The organism is Citrobacter sp. Cc139 (assembly GCF_030334645.1).
Classification (GTDB): Bacteria; Pseudomonadota; Gammaproteobacteria; order Enterobacterales; family Enterobacteriaceae; genus Citrobacter; species Citrobacter werkmanii.
In genome coordinates this window covers 39,050-57,611 of the sequence record NZ_JAOWDM010000081.1, presented here as the reverse complement: position 1 = coordinate 57,611, position 18,562 = coordinate 39,050, and the positions used below count along the sequence as shown (strand labels likewise).

Genomic DNA, 18,562 nt, shown 5'->3' with positions numbered 1-18,562 from the left:
CCTTAATGCAGTCCAAAAACATTCAACATGGTGGCAAGCTTGGCTCCCGTTTCACGCCATTCCGCAACCGGAGAAGACGCAGGCACAATACCGGCGCCGGCAAAGAAACGAACCTGATTACGCAGCAGCTTCGCGCAGCGGATCGTCACCACCCATTCGCCATTACCTTCAGCATCACACCAGCCGACAATGCCGCCGAACAAGTCGCGATCGAACGGCTCCAGCTCGGCGATAATGTTGCGCGCAACCTGATGCGGGAAACCGCTCAGCGCAGGCGTCGGATGCAACAGGCACGCCAGCGTCAGCGCGTTTTCCTCTGCGTTGGCTTTTCCTTCAAACGGCGTGCCGAGATGCCAGAGCGTAGGCGTAGTGACCAGTTGCGGAGAGGAAGGCAGTTGCAATTCACTGCTGCGATCGCGCAACACGGCTTTCATCGCCTGCGTCACCAGGTCGTGCTCATGGCGGTCCTTCTCAGACGCCAACAGGCGGATCCCCGCTTCCCTGTCCAGCACATCATCAGGCTGACGGCGCGCCGAACCGGCCAGCGGCAGCGAGCTAAAACGATCGCCTTCTTTGCGCAACAGCAGTTCCGGGCTGGCGCCAAGCAATACGCCACCGTCTTCAATGGGGACATGGAAGTTGTAACTCGCCGGATTTTGCGCCACCAGACGCTCCAGCAGCGCACCGCTGTCAATGTTGGCATCGGTGGTGATATCGATCAGACGTGACAACACCACTTTGTCGACTTCCGGCGTGGCCGTCAGCGCAGCCGCCCGGGCAACCATCTCTTCAAAAAAGTCCTGTTCCGGAATCGATTTACGCTCAACCACGTTTAACGACTGATGCCGATTAAAGTAACGTGATGATTGCTGCTTTGCCGTGCGAGAGAAGCTCTGCCACGATTGGGGAATAAACAGCGATGATGGCTGGCGGGTATCGAAAGGAATTGCCCCGACCATAATGGGGTTAGCGATGCCCTGCGATTTGGCATCAGCAAACAGTACGTGCATTTTGTGTTGGAAAGGGCTGTCTGGCGAATCGCCATCAATTGCCGGTTCCGCATAGCGGGCGAAGCATCCTGACGTCGTAAAACTACGATACGGCGACATAAAGAAAAAACTGTCGGGAGCGAGCGTCGGCATAGTCTGCGTTTTTTCCTCGGCCAGTGACATATCCATATCATCCTCCAAAAATGATAAAGGCTCTAATAATGATTATCATTTATATTTTCGGTCGCTAACCTAAAAGCAAAGCGGCTGTATGTCAACTCTTGCGGCAGCACAATGTGCGACTTTGGCTTGCATCCTCGCTCGCTAACAATGAAAATGAGAAGCATTAACCATACTGATAACAGGAAGCTGATTCGTGAGTCTCCCCTCTTTTCGTCGCACCGTGCTTTTACTGACTGGTTTGTTTATTTCAGGAATTTCTTTAGGTCACGCCGCCGACTGGCCGCGTCAGATCACCGACAGCCGTGGCACGCATACGCTGGAGCATAAGCCGCAACGCATTGTCTCCACCAGCGTCACCCTTACCGGCTCGCTGCTGGCGATTGATGCCCCGGTCATCGCCAGCGGCGCCACCACGCCGAACAACCGCATTGGCGATGCGCAGGGCTTTTTACGTCAATGGAGCGACGTGGCCAGGGAACGCAAACTCAGCCGTCTGTACATCGGCGAACCAAGTGCGGAAGCCGTCGCGGCACAAATGCCGGATCTGATTCTGGTAAGCGCCACCGGCGGCGACTCCGCCCTCGCGCTATACGATCAGTTGTCCACCATTGCGCCCACGCTTATCATCAACTACGACGACAAAAGCTGGCAGACGCTGCTGACGCAACTGGGTGAAATTACCGGTCAGGAGCCGCAGGCAGCCGCGCGAATTGCCGAATTTGATAAGCAACTGCAAGCGGTTAAGCAACGGATCACCCTACCGCCACAGCCGGTCAACGCGCTGGTCTATACCGCTGCGGCGCACAGCGCCAATCTTTGGACGCCTGAGTCGGCACAGGGCAAGCTGATGGAACAGTTAGGCTTCACGCTGGCGCCGCTACCTGCCGGTTTGCACACCAGCCAGAGCCAGGGCAAACGCCACGATATCATCCAGCTTGGCGGTGAAAATCTGGCGGCTGGCCTGAACGGCGAAGCACTGTTCCTGTTTGCTGGCGACAGCAAAGATGCCGACGCCATTTATGCCAATCCGCTTCTGGCGCATCTGCCAGCCGTGCAAAATAAACGTGTTTACGCCCTGGGCACGGAAACCTTCCGTCTCGACTACTACAGCGCGACGCTGCTGTTGCAACGTCTGTCAGCTCTCTTTTAATCGCCAGCGCCGGATGCGGCTAACGCCCTATCCGGCCCGTCAGGTATTCACAGGCATTTGCCGGAATCGACGTAATTCCCCCAGCAACAACAGCAGTAGCAGACCGACAATCACCAGCCCAAATCCACTCACGCTTGCCGAGGCGACCGGCGTCATCATCGCACCCAAACCACCTAACAACGCCGCGCCAATCGCGTCCCCGGTGACGTTCTGCGCCGTCCACAAACCGTTAATTCGCCCGAGCATCGCTTCTGGCGTCTGCGTCTGTAACAGGGTGTACTGCAACAAAGAGCTAACCGCACTTAACCAACCGAACAGCGCCAGGCAGACAACCCCAAGCTCCCAGACCGGCATCAACCCAAACAGACCGATAGCCAGGAATGAAGCCACGGTAGAACCCAGCATGATCAATCCCGGACGAACGCTGTGCGCCAGCTGTCCGCTGGTCAAAGCGCCCACCGCCGCGCCAAGAGGAATGGCCGCATACAACAAACCAATTTGCGCGCTCGACATCTGCCAGTTAATCGCCAGCGCCGGATACAGCACCCGCACGGCGCTCGCCATGGTCAACAGGCCGCCGAGCAGCGCAATGCCGCCAATCAGCGGACTGGCGAGCAAAAAGCGAAATGCTGCCAGCAGCGATTTCAGCGGATGCTCGCGCGGCTGCGGCGGTGGAGGTAACGCGGGAAGGCTCAATAAAGGCAGTAAGGTTATGAACGTGCCTGCCGCCGCCAGCCCGTAGTTCCAGGCCACGCCACCGGTCGCCAGCAGCACTCCACCAAGCATCGGCGAAATGACCGAACCCAAACGCACCGTCAGCATGGTAATCGCCCCGGCCTGCATCAAATTCTCCCTCCCGACCAACGCCGGCGTTGCTGCCAGCAAAGCCGTCACGCCCAGCGAGGCAAAGAAACCGTCCCATAAGCCAAGCAGATAAATCGCCAGTAACGACGGTTCGGGCAGCAGCGCATTCAGACACAAACCAATAAAGCCGACGCCACAGGTTCCACGCGCCAACAGGATCACTTTTTTACGCTCATAGCGGTCGGCCAGTACGCCGCCAACCATCAGGCCAATAAACATTGCGCTACCGGTCAATGTCACCGATAAACCCACTTGCCAGGTCGACTGGGTCATCATCTGGATCTGTACCGGAACCGCCACACCGAGTAGTCCCAAAGAGACAATGGAAATAAAACGAGCGAGGAAGACGGCGCGAAATGCAGGGTGGGTCTTTAACAGGCTGAGATTAAGCAGCCAGGATTGTCGATTCATTACAGAGCCTTACCAGGTACTTTTTCAATATCCATTCGATGGCTGCACATGCTAACATATCCAAATAAGATCGATAACGATAATTACTATCATTATCAGGGAAGTTGATATGTCATGCTCTGTTTCCGCGACACGCGCTTTCGCCGTGCCCGGACTATTGTTATTACTTGTTCTCACTACGGTATTAAGTCTGGTTATTGGCGCAAAATCGCTACCTGCATCCGTGGTGCTGGATGCACTCACCGGCAGTTGCCAAAGCGCGGATTGCACCATCGTGCTGGACGCGCGACTGCCACGTACGCTGGCAGGACTGCTCGCCGGCGGCGCGCTGGGTCTGGCGGGCGCCTTAATGCAAACGCTCACGCGTAACCCGCTCGCCGATCCGGGGATCCTTGGCGTTAATTCTGGCGCCAGCTTCGCCATCGTGCTGGGCGCGTCGCTGTTCGGTTTCTCTTCCCCACAGGAACAATTGCTGATGGCTTTTTCCGGGGCGCTGATCGCCTCGCTGATTGTGGCGTTTACTGGTAGCCAGGGCGGCGGGCAACTCAGTCCGGTACGACTGACGCTGGCGGGCGTTGCGCTGGGTGCAGTGCTCGAGGGGCTATCCACCGGCATCGCCCTACTCAACCCGGACGTCTACGATCAGTTGCGATTCTGGCAGGCCGGTTCGCTGGATATCCGCAGCCTGCAAACGCTGAAGGTGGTGCTGGTGCCGGTATTGATTGCCGCGGCTGCCGCATTGTTTCTCAGCCGCGCCCTGAATAGCCTGAGTCTTGGTAGCGACACTGCTACCGCGCTGGGCAGTAAAGTCGCCCGCACGCAGTTTATTGGCCTGCTGGTGATTACCGTACTGTGCGGCAGCGCGACCGCAATTGTTGGTCCTATCGCCTTTATCGGCCTGATGATGCCGCATATGGCGCGCTGGCTGGTGGGGGCGGATCACCGCTGGTCACTGCCCGTTACCCTTCTTGCGACCCCCTCTCTGCTGTTAATTGCCGATATCATCGGTCGCCTGATTGTCCCCGGCGAGCTACGTGTTTCGGTGGTCAGCGCGTTTATCGGCGCGCCAGTGCTTATCTTTCTGGTTCGCCGTAAATCGCGCGGGGGTGGCGCATGATGCACCTCTCCCGTCGTCTGGTCATCAGCAGCCTGCTGCTGGTTGTAGGTTGTCTCGTCGTTGGGTTGTGGAGCCTGCGTAGCGGCGTCGTTACGCTGGAAACGCAGCAAATTATTGCCGCTCTGTTCGGCGATGCGCCGCGCAGTATCACGCTGGTGGTCACCGAATGGCGTTTGCCGCGCGTGCTCATGGCGTTATTGATTGGCGCGGCGCTCGGCGTGAGCGGTGCAATATTTCAGTCGCTGATGCGCAACCCGCTGGGCAGCCCGGATGTGATGGGTTTCAATACCGGTGCCTGGAGCGGTGTACTGGTGGCAATGGTGCTATTCGGCCAACATCTCACCGCTATCGCGCTGGCGGCTATGCTGGGTGGGATCCTGACTTCACTGGTTGTCTGGGCGCTCGCCTGGCGCAACGGCATCGACACCTTCCGGCTGATTATTATCGGTATCGGCATACGCGCTATGCTGGTGGCGTTCAACACCTGGCTGCTGCTGAAAGCGTCATTAGAAACCGCATTAACGGCCGGACTGTGGAACGCCGGATCGCTCAATGGTCTGACCTGGGCCAAGACCTGGCCTTCTGCCCCGCTGATTATTGTGATGCTGGTGTGCGCCACGCTGCTGGTGCGCCGGATGCGTTTACTGGAAATGGGTGACGACAGCGCCTGTGCGCTAGGCGTCAGCGTTGAGCGTTCGCGTCTGATGATGATGCTGGTCGCCGTGGTACTGACCGCCGCCGCCACCGCGCTGGCAGGTCCAATTTCCTTTATAGCTCTCGTCGCCCCCCATATTGCGCGTCGACTTAGCGGCACATCCCGCTGGGGATTAACCCTGTCAGCGCTATGCGGCGCGCTGCTGCTGCTGATGGCGGATTTATGCGCCCAACAGCTGTTTATGCCTTATCAGCTTCCGGTGGGCGTTGTCACCGTAAGCCTCGGCGGTATTTATCTTATCGTCTTGTTAATTCAGGAGTCCCGCAAAAAATGATCGAATCAGTTGCCCGTTTGCGCGGCGACCAGTTAACGCTGGGTTATGGCAAGTTTACCGTCGCGGAAAATCTCAATGTGTCGATTCCCGACGGTCACTTTACCGCGATTATTGGGCCAAACGGCTGCGGGAAGTCAACGCTACTGCGCACACTGAGTCGTCTGATGACGCCCGCCCACGGCAAGGTTTGGCTCGACGGTGAACATATTCAGCACTACGCCAGCAAAGAGGTCGCACGCAGAATAGGTTTGCTGGCGCAAAACGCCACCACGCCGGGTGATATTACTGTACAGGAGCTGGTTGCTCGCGGGCGTTACCCACATCAGCCGCTGTTTACCCGCTGGCGGCAAGAAGATGAAATCGCAGTAAACACAGCGATGCAGGCCACAGGGATCACCCATCTGGCGGCGCAAAGTGTAGATACGCTTTCCGGCGGACAGCGCCAGCGCGCATGGATTGCAATGGTGCTGGCGCAGGAAACATCGATTATGTTGCTCGATGAACCCACCACCTGGCTGGATATCAGTCATCAGATTGATCTGCTGGAGCTGCTCAGTGAGCTAAACCGGGAGAAGGGTTATACGCTGGCCGCCGTTCTGCACGACCTCAATCAGGCCTGTCGCTACGCAACGCACCTGATTGCGCTGCGTGACGGAAAAATTATTGCCGAGGGGGCGCCGAAGGAGATTGTTACGGCGGAGCTTATCGAAAAAATCTATGGATTACGCTGTATGATTATCGACGATCCGGTTGCCGGCACGCCGTTAGTCGTACCGCTAGGGCGCAACAAATAGCGAGAGTTAACGTATGGCGGCTGCCTGCCGCCATACGACAATTAATCACACCAGTTGCTGATCGATAAATGCCATTTTTTGCTTACGCGACACCATGGCATAGTTCAGCAGAACGCCGCCACAGGCCACCATGCCACCCAGTAACGCAGCCAGAATAACGATCATCGATTTAGCCGGACCATCTTTATGCACTGGCAGTGAAGGTGAAAGCTGATATTTAAACGGCGTAAATTTTACGTCACTCACGTTCATGGCTAACAGCTGATCAACGTGATATTGGCGGTTACGTAATTCTCCGTTAATTTCCGCAACATCTGTTACTGATTTTTCAATTTCTAATTTACGCGAGATACCATCAGCGCCCAGTGAAATAGAGAAATCAGGATCATCTTTCACCGCCTGGCCATTACTGTAGACCGGCTTTTTAATCCCGGCGGCATTCGCAATCTCCAGGGAGTAGTTGAGGCGCTGAATATTTGCTTCCATCTGGTTTTTGAGCCTGACGCGATCCATCGCCAGCCTTTCTTTCTCGAAGCTAGTTTTGATGAACAGTTTATTGCGAATATCTTCCAGCGTTTCTTTCTCAACAATAGAAGAAATATAATGGATATAACCCTGTAGCACAGACTGGGCTTCTTCGGCCTGAGGGGCGGTAAAGCTCAGCGTCCATGAGGTATACAGCGAGGTCTCATTCTTTTTTCCCACATTGCTGTCAACCGCGGTCATTTTTTCACTGAGCCTGACGATTGCGCGGTGCAGGTCCATTTCGTCAATATCAGCGCCTTTCAATTGATCCATCACATAGGGTGAAGATCGCAGATAATTTTCTAACAATGAGGGCGACTGAAATTTTTTGATAAACAGGTTAAACACATCACTGCGGCTGACGTTAATATCCATATCCAGCACGCGCAATTTGGTCAACGTATTCTCGAGATCCTGCCACTGAACCGGTTCTGCCGGCGTCACGATGGCCTGACTGGTCCATTTTTGCGGCAGCAGGAAAGAGACCAGAATACCCGCACAGGCAAAAGCGAAAACGGTAGCCACAATTTTCGTCCTGGCGCGCCATAAGATTTCGACCAGGTTAATTAAATCAATTTCGTTGGCGTTTACCGTAGGCTGAGGATAAGCAGTAAATTCCGAAACGTTGTCTTGCTTAATATTTAATGATGACATGTTGCGTGACCTGAAAACTTTCCCAAAAGAAAAACACTCCCGTGGGAGAAGTCTACCAGCTAGTCAGAATTATCTGAAACTTTCTTTACGCATCTGCCCCTACCAAAAATTATCTTCGGAATTTATTCACTCCCTTCGCCACCCCATCCCACATCAAAGCAACAACTCCACAACATAACCTTGCATTATGGAGTTGTTCGATTGCCGTAATAGCAAAACTGACTTTGTTACGCAGATTGATTAATCAGCGCATTGATTACAGGCCCTATCGTCTCAAACGCGGTGGGAGAAATGATGTCGACATGCGCGCAGTCGTGACGATAAACCTCCAGACTGGATATCCACGGTGACCAGCTACGTTCAGGACTAACGTCCTGCGGTAATGTGCGTTCAGCCACGAACAACGTAGCGTGGCCCGCAAAAGGTACGCTGTGGGCTGTGGTTAACAGGCGAACCGCATCCGCATAATTGCCTTCGATAGCGTTGAATAACGCGTCAGACGCATTCCCTTGCTGTGCGGCCAGGAACGCTTCACGTTCACGCTCGATCTCCGCCAGTACGGCAGGATCCAAGCCATTGGCCTCTTTTTCCTGCCAGTTTTGCGTTTCAGGCGGCCAGGTATCCAGCAGCCCCAGGAAGGCAACATCCTCCCCCCGGGCGTGTAAACGCGCGGCAATCCCCTGCGCCAGCGTCCCCCCCAGCGAGTAACCTAATAAATAGTATGGCCCGTGAGGCTGCTGGTTAAGCAGCGTTGCCAGATGATGGTCACATACCGCATCGAGGTTTTCCGCCTTTTGCATGGGTCCATCCGGTCGCGGCGACTGAATGCCTGTAATCGACCACTGCGGGCTGAGGTAACGCGACAGCACGCTAAACTGCCAGGCAAAACCCGACGCGGGATGGAAGCAAAACAGCGTTGGGCCGTGACTTTCACGCAGCGGCAGCAGCGTCTCAAACCCCAGATGCTGCGACTGTTCATCATCATCACTCTCCAGCAATGCGCTGAGTTGTTTAACGGTAGAAGCCACCATAATCTGACCTGGCGTCACCTGTCGTTCAAACATACGACTCAATTGCGCCGCCAGCTTCATCGCCAGCAGAGAATGTCCGCCCAGCGCGAAGAAATCTGCCTCCACATCATTGACCTCACAATCCAGCAAGGCCGCAAAAGAGTGCGCAATGGTGGTTTCGATCCCAGGGCGCGGCGCACGTCCTGTTGTACGTGACGTTAGCTGAGGCATCGGTAATGCTTTACGATCCAATTTACCGTTCGCGCTGAGTGGCAGCTCCGCCAGTTGCAGCAATACCGTCGGCACCATATGCGCTGGCAGTTTTTCGCGCAGACTCTCCCGCAATGCAGAGGTGTCCAGCGGTAAACCCGATTGCGACACCAGATACCCCACCAGTTGACGCGCATCGCCGCCGGTCGCCGCAGCCTGATTAAATATGCAGGCATGGGCAACAGCATGCTCGACATCGGGCAGTTGCTGCATCACCCGATCAATTTCCCCCAGTTCAATACGCTGTCCGCGAATTTTAAGCTGGTCATCGCTGCGCCCCAGGTATTCCACCGCACCATTTTCCAACCAGCGGGCCACATCCCCGGTACGGTACATGCGTTCACCGGCATTAAACGGATCGGCGATAAAGCGGCTTGCTGTCAGATCCGCTCGTCCCAGATAGCCCTGCGCCAGTTGGATCCCCGTCAGGTATAGATCACCCGCTACGCCGAAGGGCACCGGACGCATCATGGCATCGAGGATCCGCAAACCGGTGTTCCATACCGGATAACCAATCGGTACGCTGTTGCCGGTAACGGCGGCGAGCGCTTCCCCCCAGGCCGGATACCAGCTCACATCAACCGCCGCTTCAGTTGGTCCGTACAAATTGTGCAACGGCGCATGGGTCAACTGTTCCCACTCACGACATAAATCTGCAGGCAAGGCTTCGCCGCTGCAGAATACCTGCTTCAGCGAAGCACAACTTTTCTGCGCAGTTTCCGGCGTCAATGACGCAATAAAAGCAGCCAGCATGGAAGGAACAAAGTGAGTGGTCGTCACCCCGTATTGGGCGAAGAATTGCTGCATCGCCAGCGGATCGCGGTGCGCCTCGGGCTCCGCCATCACCAATTTTGCGCCGGCAATAAACGGCCAGAAAAATTCCCACACCGAGACATCAAAACTGCATGGCGTTTTTTGCGCCACCACATCCTCTGCCGTCAGCGGATAGTGATTTTGCATCCACAACAGGCGGTTGACGATCGCCGTTTGCCCGACCATCACCCCTTTGGGTCTGCCGGTAGAACCGGAAGTAAAAATGATATAGGCCGTATGATGCGGTTGAGAGAGGGCCAACGGCGCGGTATCTCCCACTGACAGCGGCGCGTTGTAGCACAGACTTTCCAGTCCCGGGATATCGCCAAAGCGCGCCAGTTGATCATCGGTGGCGATCACTAATTTTGGCTTTGCGTCTTCGAGCATCATCCGCAGGCGATCGTCCGGGTATCCGGTATCCAATGGCAGCCAGGCGGCTCCGGCTTCAACAATACCGTGCAGCGCCAGCGTCAGGAATACTGAACGCGGTAATGCCACGGCAACGCTGTCACCTGGCTGTACGCCCCGCGCGCGCAGTAGGTGCGCCAGCGCCACAACCTGCTGGCGCATTTCACGATAACTAAACTGATAACGAGCATCGGCCAGCGCCGGGGCATCCGGCGTTTTATCGGCCTGCTGTGCCACTAGCGCGCTCAGCGTCGTGGCCGGGATCTCCACGGTCGTGTCGTTAATCTTCGCCAGTTGCTCATATTCCGCTGGCAACAGCATCCCGGCCTCACCACAGCATAGCGCCGGATTGTCGGCAAACTGTTCGATAAGCGCGGTTAAACGCGATGCGTGTTGCGCCAGCGTCGCGGCATCATAACGCTGTTTATTGGCGAGGATTTCAATACTCAGCCCACCGTTTTCATCCGGGAATAGCGCCAGCTCAAGATCGTTGACCGGGCCTGTCGCCAGGGTATGGGTCTGCGCCTGAACGCCGGGAATATTTAGCTGATAATCGAATATTTTCACGTTCAGCACCGGGCCAAACAGCGGCTCGGTACCGGCTGCACGCCCGCTGTCGCGCACAATTTGTTCAGCGTCATAACGCTGATGTCGGCGCATTTTCTTCAACTGCCCTGCCAACCGCTGTGCCAGCGCAGGCAAGCTTTCTGCCGCATCCAGCCTCACGCCAAAGGGCAAAACGTTTAAAACCGGTCCGGTGGACGTGAGTGCCGCCGATCCCATACGCCGCATAAAGATAAATCCGGCGGCATAATCCATTCGGCTGCATAAACGTCCCAGCCACAACGCTACCAGCGCGAGAGCCAGATCCGCACGCTGCACATCAGGCATACGTGCTGCAAGCTGGCGGAACGCGCCTTCAGGCGCGGTGAGCTTCAGACGAATAATATCGGCACTGGCCGAGCGCCCCGGTAACGGTTTGTTCGACAACGACGCCGGGGGCGGTAACTGTTTACGCTGCTCGGTCCAGAAAGTAGCATCACGTTGCCAGGCATCGCTTTGACGATACTGTTGATACTCTTCCACGACCTCGGCAAACGGCGTAAAAGGAGAATCCGGCGTGGGTTCGCCACTCTGCCATGCGCAGTAAATGGCGGCTATCTGGCGGGTAATGGCCGGAAAGCTGAAGCCATCAACCAGCAGATGATGGTAACGCTGATACCAGTACCAGCGGTTATCACCAACCTGAATGAGCTGATGGAAAACCAACGGTTTATGGCCATCAGCGCGTAAGTCCTGTTGCAGATCGGTCTGCATCAGTGCGCGGGCTGCTTTATGTGGGTGAGATTTTTCGCGCAGGTCGAAAATTTCAGGTTCCGCGAAGGTGAGCGCAGGATCAACCCATTGCCAGACCTCGCCGTTATCTTCGCTAAACCGCATCCGCAGAGTATCAGCCTGCTCCAGACCGGCAACGATTGCCTTTGCCAGCAACGGCGCGTTCAGTTCGCCGGTTAATTCTACGTAGTGCGCCACGCTCCACGCCGAGGGCAAGGTGGAGAGTTTTTCCGCCATCCAGATCCCCGGCTGAGCCGCGACTAACGGTAAACGCTGAGTCATTGAGCCTCCTGCACATCAATGTAGTTTGCTGGCGTCAGCGTGGTCCAGTTTGCATCCAGCCATTGCTGGCAGGCTTCCTGCGATTGCGGTTCGCACGCGACTTGCCAGCCAGCAGGAAGTGAGCACTGCTGCGGCCAGAGGCTAAACTGACGCTGTGGGTTTTGCAGAATGTAAAACTGGCCCTGCGGATTATCGAAGGGGTTACTGAACTCCATACTCAACTCCTGTCGTGGAACATCGTCCGGTTAAATCGTCTCGGAAAGCGGCTGCCAGAGCGTCATTAGCCCTTGCATCAGGCCACCGCGCCAACAAAGCGCATCGTGTCCGCCATCAACCTGACGCCAGAAAATAGATTGTGGTGCAGAGGGTAATTGGGCATATAGCGCCTGATTGGCACGAAAAATTATCGGCTCGCGGATCCCGGCCTCCAGAACGATACGCAGTCCCTGAACGCTGACCTTGCCGCTCTTCAGTTGTTCAACAATCGCCCCATCCTGATGACTGCCGCGATGCGGCCACCAGAAAGAACCGGACTGGCTGAGCACACAGCCAAAGCGCGCGGGCCAGTTCAGCCCGGCATACAGCGCAGACAACCCGCCAAAACTTTGTCCGGCGACCACCGTGCGCTGCGGATCGTTACTGAACGCAGTGGTCGCCTTCACCAGCGACAAAAGCTCCTGCTGTACCGCCAACCAAAAATCGGCGTTACACGGCAGTTCGCGGCTACGATGAGATGTGTCGATAGCGTCAATCAGGAGATATACGGCGGGAGGGAGATCTCCGCGGTGCGTGAGCGAAGCCAGCGCAGGCCACACCGGCATACTTTGCGCCCAAAACTGACCGTCCAGCAGGATAGCCAGCGGACGTGCTTCTGGTTGGTCGTCACCGGTGGTAAATACCCATACGCGACGCGTATTGCAAAGCCTGGCGCTGTGCCATTGCAGGCAAACTGCGGGGCAATCGGGAGCCGCGGGCTGATCCCAGCCGGGCTGTACGGGAGCGTCTGGCATTTCGAGCGCTGACACCGCATGGCCACGACCTCCCCGCCAGCTCTGCGGATTGAGAGGATCGGCAATCGCCTGCGGTAACAATTGTCGCCAGCCTTCACGCAGCACGTTTCGGTCAGGCGTTTCGTCCGCCGCCAGCGCGGCAAAAATGTCATCCCGAGCGGTGGGAATGAAGCAGTAGCTACCGCGCCAGTTGGCGCTGAGGGAAACACTCCAGCACCAAACATTTGTACCGTTAATGCGTTGCATCGACTGAGGGGGGACATTTTGATGATGGTCGGTGACGCCGGTGATATAGACCCACACACGACGAATGGCTGACTCTTTTTCCGTTCCCTGCGGGTCACGCCACCAGAAGGTTACCCGATAATTTCCGTTCTCTTCACGCTCCCACTCCGGGCCTTTTTTCGACTGCCACCACGCTTCGCTTCCCGTCTTTAACGTCGTCACCGCCATAACCCCATGTTTACTGTGAATTTTTATGATCTAGCGTGAAATATATTGATAATATTATTGATAACTATTTGCATTTGCAATAGCGTATTGTCGCGCTGTGGGAAGCGCGCACAGTTTTTCACCACTTATAAACCGACCTGGAGCTGCGTACTTTTTCTGGAACGGAGGGTTTACGCGGATGCGGGCGACATCAGACCAAATGCCGCACCACGGCACATGGGTACTCGTGGCTAAAAGAACAGCAGGACATACAATGAACAACAAGATTCATTCACTGGCCTTATTGGTCAATTTAGGGATTTACGGGGTAGCACTGCCAGCAATGGCAGAAGATCAAACTGATAACGCCGCTGTCTCTCATGAAGACACCATCGTCGTTACCGCCGCGCAGCAAAACCTGCAGGCGCCGGGTGTTTCAACCATCACCGCGGATGAAATCCGTAAAAATCCTCCCGCGCGCGATGTTGCGGAAATCATCCGTACCATGCCTGGCGTTAACCTGACCGGCAACTCAACCAGCGGCCAGCGCGGTAACAACCGTCAGATTGATATTCGTGGTATGGGTCCAGAAAACACCCTGATTCTGATCGACGGTAAGCCGGTGACCAGCCGTAACTCCGTGCGTCAAGGCTGGCGCGGCGAGCGTGATACCCGTGGCGATACCGCCTGGGTGCCACCGGAAATGATCGAGCGTATTGAAGTGCTGCGTGGTCCTGCCGCAGCACGTTACGGCAACGGAGCTGCGGGCGGCGTGGTGAATATCATCACCAAAAAAGGCAGCAATGAATGGCACGGTTCGTGGGATACCTATTTCAATGCCCCGGAACACAAAGACGAAGGCTCGACCAAACGTACCAACTTTAGCCTGAACGGCCCAATGGGCGGGGATTTCAGCTTCCGTCTGTACGGTAATCTGGATAAAACGCAGGCCGATGCCTGGGATATCAACCAGGGTCATCAGTCAGAACGTACCGGCACCTACGCCAATACCTTACCGGCCGGTCGTGAAGGCGTTATCAATAAAGACATTAACGGCGTAGTTCGCTGGGATTTCGCCCCGCTCCAGTCGCTGGAACTGGAAGCGGGTTATAGCCGCCAGGGCAACCTGTACGCAGGCGATACCCAAAACACCAACACCAACCAACTGGTGAAAGATAACTACGGGAAAGAGACCAACCGCCTTTATCGTCAGAACTACTCTCTGACCTGGAACGGCGGCTGGGATAATGGCGTTACCACCAGCAACTGGGTGCAATATGAACATACGCGTAACTCCCGTACGCCGGAAGGTCTGGCGGGAGGAACCGAGGGGATCTTTGACCCGAATGCGTCACAAAAATATGTCGATGCCGACCTGAATGACGTCATGCTGCACAGTGAAATCAGCATTCCACTGGACCTGCTGGTCAACCAAAACCTGACGCTCGGTACCGAGTGGAACCAGCAGCGCATGAAGGATATGCTCTCCAATTCGCAGACCTTTATGGGCGGTGATATCCCAGGTTACAGCAGCACCAACCGCAGCCCGTACTCCGATGCGGAAATTTTCTCTCTGTTTGCTGAAAACAACATGGAACTGACCGACAGCACCATGCTGACGCCGGGTCTGCGTTTCGATCACCACAGCATCGTCGGCGATAACTGGAGCCCATCTCTGAACCTGTCACAAGGTCTGGGCGATGACTTCACCCTGAAGATGGGGATTGCGCGCGCCTATAAAGCGCCAAGCCTGTATCAGCTCAACCCGAATTATATTCTGTACAGTAAAGGCCAGGGTTGCTACGCCACCGGTTCTGCCACCGGTATTGGCTGCTATATGATGGGTAACGATGACCTGAAAGCTGAAACCAGCATCAACAAAGAGATTGGTCTGGAGTTTAAGCGTGACGGCTGGCTGGCCGGGGTAACCTGGTTCCGCAACGATTACCGCAACAAGATTGAAGCGGGGACGGTACCGTTCGACAGAACGTCCATCACCAGCAAAGGGAAGACGACTTACACCGATATCTATCAGTGGGAAAACATTCCTAAAGCGGTGGTTGAGGGTCTGGAAGGTACGCTGAACGTGCCGGTTAGCGAAACCGTTACCTGGACCAACAACATCACTTACATGCTGCAAAGTAAGAATAAAGAGACCGGCGAACGCCTGTCGATTATTCCTGAGTACACGCTGAACTCGACCCTGAGCTGGCAGGCACGCGAAGATTTGTCGCTGCAATCCACCTTCACCTGGTACGGTAAACAGCAGCCGAAGAAATATGATTACCAGGGCAAACCGGTAACCGGCAGTTCGGCGAGTGAAGTCAGCCCGTACAGCATCGTCGGCCTGAGCGCGACCTGGGATGTGACGAAAAACGTCAGCCTGACCGGCGGCGTGGATAACGTCTTTGACAAGCGTTTGTGGCGTGAAGGTAATGCCCAGACCACGGGCGATATTGTGACCGGAAACTATATGGCGGGCGCGGGCGCGAACACCTATAACGAACCGGGCCGGACGTGGTTCATGAGCGTGAACACGCACTTCTGATAACGTTTCCCCCTCTCCTCCCTGCGGGGAGAGGGAAAGCATAACTACCATGCTCACCACGCACACACCGCTCGTCTTTGCCGACCATAGGCTGCATATTGTCGAGTTTGATCCCGCCAGCTTCCATGAGCAGGAGCTGCTCTGGCTCCCCCACCACGCTCAGCTTCAATCCAGTGGACGTAAGCGTAAAGCTGAGCACTTAGCAGGACGTATTGCCGCAGTACATGCATTACGTGAATACGGTATCAAAACTGTGCCCGGCATCGGCAGGCAACGCCAACCATTGTGGCCGCAAAATCTGTTTGGCAGCATCAGCCACAGTGCATCGACAGCACTGGCGGTGGTATCAAGACAGCCGGTGGGTATTGACATAGAAGCCATTTTTACGCCGCAAACCGCCGTTGAGCTGGCTGACGGCATTATCGATAACCACGAACGACAGATTATGCATCACGCCAGCCTGCCCTTTCCGCTCGCCTTAACCCTGGCATTCAGCGCAAAGGAGAGCCTGTATAAAACGTTTTCGGAACACACTACGGCGTTACCGGGGTTCGCCAGCGCTAAAGTTACCGCCCTCACCCCAACCCAGGTAACCTTGCAAATTCAGCCCTTATTTTCGCCAGGCCTCGCCGGGCAGGAAATTAACGTTCGCTGGTTTCAGCGCGATGAAAACGTCATTACCTTTTGCACGAGCAGTACGCCATGCTCGCGCTCCTTTTCTGTCTGAATCGTCAACGGGAAACGAGCTATACCTGCTGGCACTCTGCCATCGACCTGCGTTGCCGCCCATGTTCATCAAAGTTGTCGGCAGCCAGCCAACGCTGCAATGCGGCATCGCGCTGCGGCCATTCGCTGTCAATCATTGATAACCAGTCGCTGTCGCGGTTGCGCCCCTTACGCACGATCTTCTGGCGAAAACGCCCTTCGAAGATAAACCCCAGACGCTCTGCCGCCCGTCGCGACGCCGTGTTCAACGAATCGCATTTCCACTCCACACGCCGATAGCCTGACGCAAACGCCTGACGCAGCAGCAGCCAGACGCTTTCGGTGCCAAGTACCGTATTTTTCATGCGCGGCGACCAGGTCACATGACCAATTTCGACCGAGCCATGCTCCCGTTCGATCGCCATAAAGCACACCAGGCCAACAGCACGCCCGGAACGCTGTTCAATTACCGCATAGGGAACCAGGGAGGCGTCAGTGGATTTTGCCGCGATCCAGCAAGCCGCGGCTTCAACGCTCGTTGGTCGGGAGCTTGCAAGCCAGGTCCAGTCGCGATCGTCGGGTGCCTGCGCATAGGCATCAAACAGGTCGGCGGCATGGCTGTCGGCATCCAGAGGAACCAAACGGCAATACTGTCCAACAAGCTCTTCCCGTGGCAGCACGGCGGCCCCCTTCCAGTCCGGCACAACATCGCCGACAGTCTGACCATAAAGATTTATTTCCGGCACGGATTCAACCCCTGTTGCGAAGCAAAAAATAGTTATAGCACCTGCCATTTCACCTTCAAAGCGTCACCCGGTGATTTCTTACGCAAAACAGAAAACCAGCAGTCCTTCTATACTTAATTAAAATCAACGCTGAAGAGAACCCTATGTCACTACCCGATTTTCATGTTTCCGACCCTTTTACGCTAGGCATTGAACTGGAAATGCAGGTGGTTAATCCCCCAGGTTACGACCTGAGCCAGGATTCTTCCCGGCTGATTGACGCCATTAAGCCACAGCTTACCGCCGGGGAAGTGAAGCACGATATCACCGAAAGTATGCTGGAGATGGCAACCGGGGTTTGTCGCAATATCGACCAGGCTGATGCTGAATTGTCGGCCATGCAGCAGATAATCATGCGGGTTGCGGCAGAGCATCACCTCGCCATCTGCGGCGGTGGTACGCACCCATTTCAAAAATGGCAACGTCAGGAAGTCTGCGATGACGAACGCTATCGACGTAACCTGGAAAATTTTGGTTATCTTATTCAGCAGGCGACCGTTTTCGGTCAGCACGTCCATGTTGGCTGCGCCAACGGTGATGATGCAATTTATCTCCTGCACGGGCTGTCGCGATTTGTTCCTCATTTTATCGCGCTCTCTGCCGCCTCGCCTTACATGCAGACATCCGACACGCAATTTGCCTGCGCGCGCCTGAATATATTCTCCGGCTTTCCCGATAACGGTCCGATGCCATGGGTGAATAACTGGCAGGAATTTACGGGACTATTTCGTCGCCTGGCTTACACCAGCATGATTGATAGCATTAAAGATTTGCACTGGGATATCCGCCCCAGCCCGCACTTCGGTACGGTTGAGGTTCGGGTAATGGACACTCCGCTAACCCTTAAACACGCGGTCAATATGGCGGGACTGATTCAGTCCACCGCCCACTGGCTACTCACCAAACGTCCATTCAAACACCAGGAGCGTGATTATTTACTGTATAAATTCAACCGTTTTCAGGCCTGTCGCTTTGGTATGGCGGGAATCGTCACCGACGTGAATACGGGCGATGGGCATCGCCTGGCGGATGACACGCTACGACTGCTGGAGAATGTCGCCGCCTCTGCGGAGAAAGTGGGGGCGACCAGCGCGATTGAAGCCTTACGCCTGCAGGTTAAACATGGTCATGATGAAGCACAGAATATGCGTGATTTCGTGGCGGAAGGCGGATCGTTGAGTGGTCTGGTGAAAAAACACTGTGAGATTTGGGCAGGGCTTTAGGCGTGGGGTTTGCGTTGCCCGCTGAGATCCCGGACAATGGTATTTTAACTCAAGTTTAACAATAC

General features: G+C 55.5%; 14 protein-coding genes. 7 read left to right on the top strand and 7 right to left on the bottom strand.

Going from position 1 to position 18,562, the window contains the following annotated elements; genetic code table 11:
• Positions 1–2 precede the first annotated feature (2 nt).
• The gene (gene entC, locus OGV69_RS11785; protein WP_069323132.1) at positions 3–1,178 is read right to left on the bottom strand and encodes an isochorismate synthase EntC; all 1,176 of its coding nucleotides are present in this window, start codon (positions 1,176–1,178) and stop codon (positions 3–5) included.
• A gap of 187 nt (positions 1,179–1,365) precedes the next feature.
• On the opposite strand from entC, the gene fepB reads away from it, so the two are divergent.
• A complete protein-coding gene (fepB, locus tag OGV69_RS11780; protein WP_069323131.1) occupies positions 1,366–2,322 on the top strand; it encodes a Fe2+-enterobactin ABC transporter substrate-binding protein in 957 nt (318 codons plus the stop codon).
• 39 nt (positions 2,323–2,361) lie between these two features.
• Here the strand turns inward: fepB and entS are convergent, their stop codons facing one another.
• Complete coding sequence (entS, locus tag OGV69_RS11775) at positions 2,362–3,597, bottom strand: enterobactin transporter EntS (RefSeq protein WP_069323130.1); 1,236 nt, start codon at positions 3,595–3,597, stop codon at positions 2,362–2,364.
• 109 nt (positions 3,598–3,706) lie between these two features.
• Here entS and fepD point away from each other — a divergent pair, with 109 nt between their 5' ends.
• From fepD to fepC, 3 genes are read left to right on the top strand one after another with little or no spacing between them, the layout of a single operon-like run.
• Complete coding sequence (fepD, locus tag OGV69_RS11770) at positions 3,707–4,714, top strand: Fe(3+)-siderophore ABC transporter permease (protein ID WP_069323129.1); 1,008 nt, start codon at positions 3,707–3,709, stop codon at positions 4,712–4,714.
• The gene (gene fepG / locus OGV69_RS11765) at positions 4,711–5,703 is read left to right on the top strand and encodes an iron-enterobactin ABC transporter permease (protein ID WP_038638620.1); all 993 of its coding nucleotides are present in this window, start codon (positions 4,711–4,713) and stop codon (positions 5,701–5,703) included. The genes fepD and fepG overlap by 4 nt, the downstream gene beginning before the upstream one ends.
• On the top strand, positions 5,700–6,497 hold the full coding sequence (gene fepC / locus OGV69_RS11760; RefSeq protein WP_038638617.1) for an iron-enterobactin ABC transporter ATP-binding protein: 798 nt from the start codon (positions 5,700–5,702) through the stop codon (positions 6,495–6,497). The genes fepG and fepC overlap by 4 nt, the downstream gene beginning before the upstream one ends.
• Positions 6,498–6,542: 45 nt before the next feature.
• Here fepC and wzz(fepE) read toward each other — a convergent pair whose 3' ends face one another.
• The 4 genes from wzz(fepE) to fes all read right to left on the bottom strand — a co-directional run bounded on the left by wzz(fepE) (position 6,543) and on the right by fes (position 13,257).
• The gene (gene wzz(fepE) / locus OGV69_RS11755; protein ID WP_069323128.1) at positions 6,543–7,676 is read right to left on the bottom strand and encodes an LPS O-antigen length regulator Wzz(fepE); all 1,134 of its coding nucleotides are present in this window, start codon (positions 7,674–7,676) and stop codon (positions 6,543–6,545) included.
• A gap of 227 nt (positions 7,677–7,903) precedes the next feature.
• Complete coding sequence (entF, locus tag OGV69_RS11750; protein WP_069323127.1) at positions 7,904–11,794, bottom strand: enterobactin non-ribosomal peptide synthetase EntF; 3,891 nt, start codon at positions 11,792–11,794, stop codon at positions 7,904–7,906.
• Positions 11,791–12,009, bottom strand: coding sequence for an MbtH family protein (locus tag OGV69_RS11745; protein WP_038638608.1), 219 nt, complete (start codon positions 12,007–12,009; stop codon positions 11,791–11,793). The genes entF and OGV69_RS11745 overlap by 4 nt, the downstream gene beginning before the upstream one ends.
• Positions 12,010–12,039: 30 nt before the next feature.
• Positions 12,040–13,257: an enterochelin esterase gene (fes, locus tag OGV69_RS11740; protein WP_074458477.1), complete on the bottom strand. Its 1,218-nt coding sequence runs from the start codon at positions 13,255–13,257 to the stop codon at positions 12,040–12,042.
• A 253-nt stretch (positions 13,258–13,510) separates the two neighbouring features.
• On the opposite strand from fes, the gene OGV69_RS11735 reads away from it, so the two are divergent.
• Together OGV69_RS11735 and entD are read left to right on the top strand one after the other, a co-directional pair.
• Positions 13,511–15,784 (top strand): TonB-dependent siderophore receptor, encoded by a 2,274-nt coding sequence (locus OGV69_RS11735; protein WP_069323126.1) that lies wholly within the window; start codon positions 13,511–13,513, stop codon positions 15,782–15,784.
• Positions 15,785–15,833: 49 nt separating this feature from the next.
• Positions 15,834–16,511, top strand: coding sequence for an enterobactin synthase subunit EntD (gene entD, locus OGV69_RS11730; RefSeq protein WP_069323125.1), 678 nt, complete (start codon positions 15,834–15,836; stop codon positions 16,509–16,511).
• Positions 16,512–16,530: 19 nt separating this feature from the next.
• Here entD and OGV69_RS11725 read toward each other — a convergent pair whose 3' ends face one another.
• Positions 16,531–17,235: a GNAT family N-acetyltransferase gene (locus OGV69_RS11725; RefSeq protein ID WP_038638600.1), complete on the bottom strand. Its 705-nt coding sequence runs from the start codon at positions 17,233–17,235 to the stop codon at positions 16,531–16,533.
• A gap of 143 nt (positions 17,236–17,378) precedes the next feature.
• On the opposite strand from OGV69_RS11725, the gene OGV69_RS11720 reads away from it, so the two are divergent.
• Positions 17,379–18,497 carry a YbdK family carboxylate-amine ligase gene (locus tag OGV69_RS11720; protein ID WP_069323124.1) on the top strand — a complete coding sequence of 373 codons (1,119 nt, stop codon included), beginning with the start codon at positions 17,379–17,381 and terminating at the stop codon, positions 18,495–18,497.
• The last annotated feature ends 65 nt before the right edge of the window (positions 18,498–18,562 follow it).

Coding starts and splice junctions, on each gene's coding strand:
- entC (WP_069323132.1), bottom strand. CDS start 1,178: ATGGATATGTCACTGGCCGAGGAAAAAACGCAGACTATGCCGACGCTC.
- entS (WP_069323130.1), bottom strand. CDS start 3,597: ATGAATCGACAATCCTGGCTGCTTAATCTCAGCCTGTTAAAGACCCAC.
- fepD (WP_069323129.1), top strand. CDS start 3,707: ATGTCATGCTCTGTTTCCGCGACACGCGCTTTCGCCGTGCCCGGACTA.
- fepG (WP_038638620.1), top strand. CDS start 4,711: ATGATGCACCTCTCCCGTCGTCTGGTCATCAGCAGCCTGCTGCTGGTT.
- fepC (WP_038638617.1), top strand. CDS start 5,700: ATGATCGAATCAGTTGCCCGTTTGCGCGGCGACCAGTTAACGCTGGGT.
- entF (WP_069323127.1), bottom strand. CDS start 11,794: ATGACTCAGCGTTTACCGTTAGTCGCGGCTCAGCCGGGGATCTGGATG.
- OGV69_RS11745 (WP_038638608.1), bottom strand. CDS start 12,009: ATGGAGTTCAGTAACCCCTTCGATAATCCGCAGGGCCAGTTTTACATT.
- fes (WP_074458477.1), bottom strand. CDS start 13,257: ATGGCGGTGACGACGTTAAAGACGGGAAGCGAAGCGTGGTGGCAGTCG.
- OGV69_RS11735 (WP_069323126.1), top strand. CDS start 13,511: ATGAACAACAAGATTCATTCACTGGCCTTATTGGTCAATTTAGGGATT.
- entD (WP_069323125.1), top strand. CDS start 15,834: ATGCTCACCACGCACACACCGCTCGTCTTTGCCGACCATAGGCTGCAT.
- OGV69_RS11720 (WP_069323124.1), top strand. CDS start 17,379: ATGTCACTACCCGATTTTCATGTTTCCGACCCTTTTACGCTAGGCATT.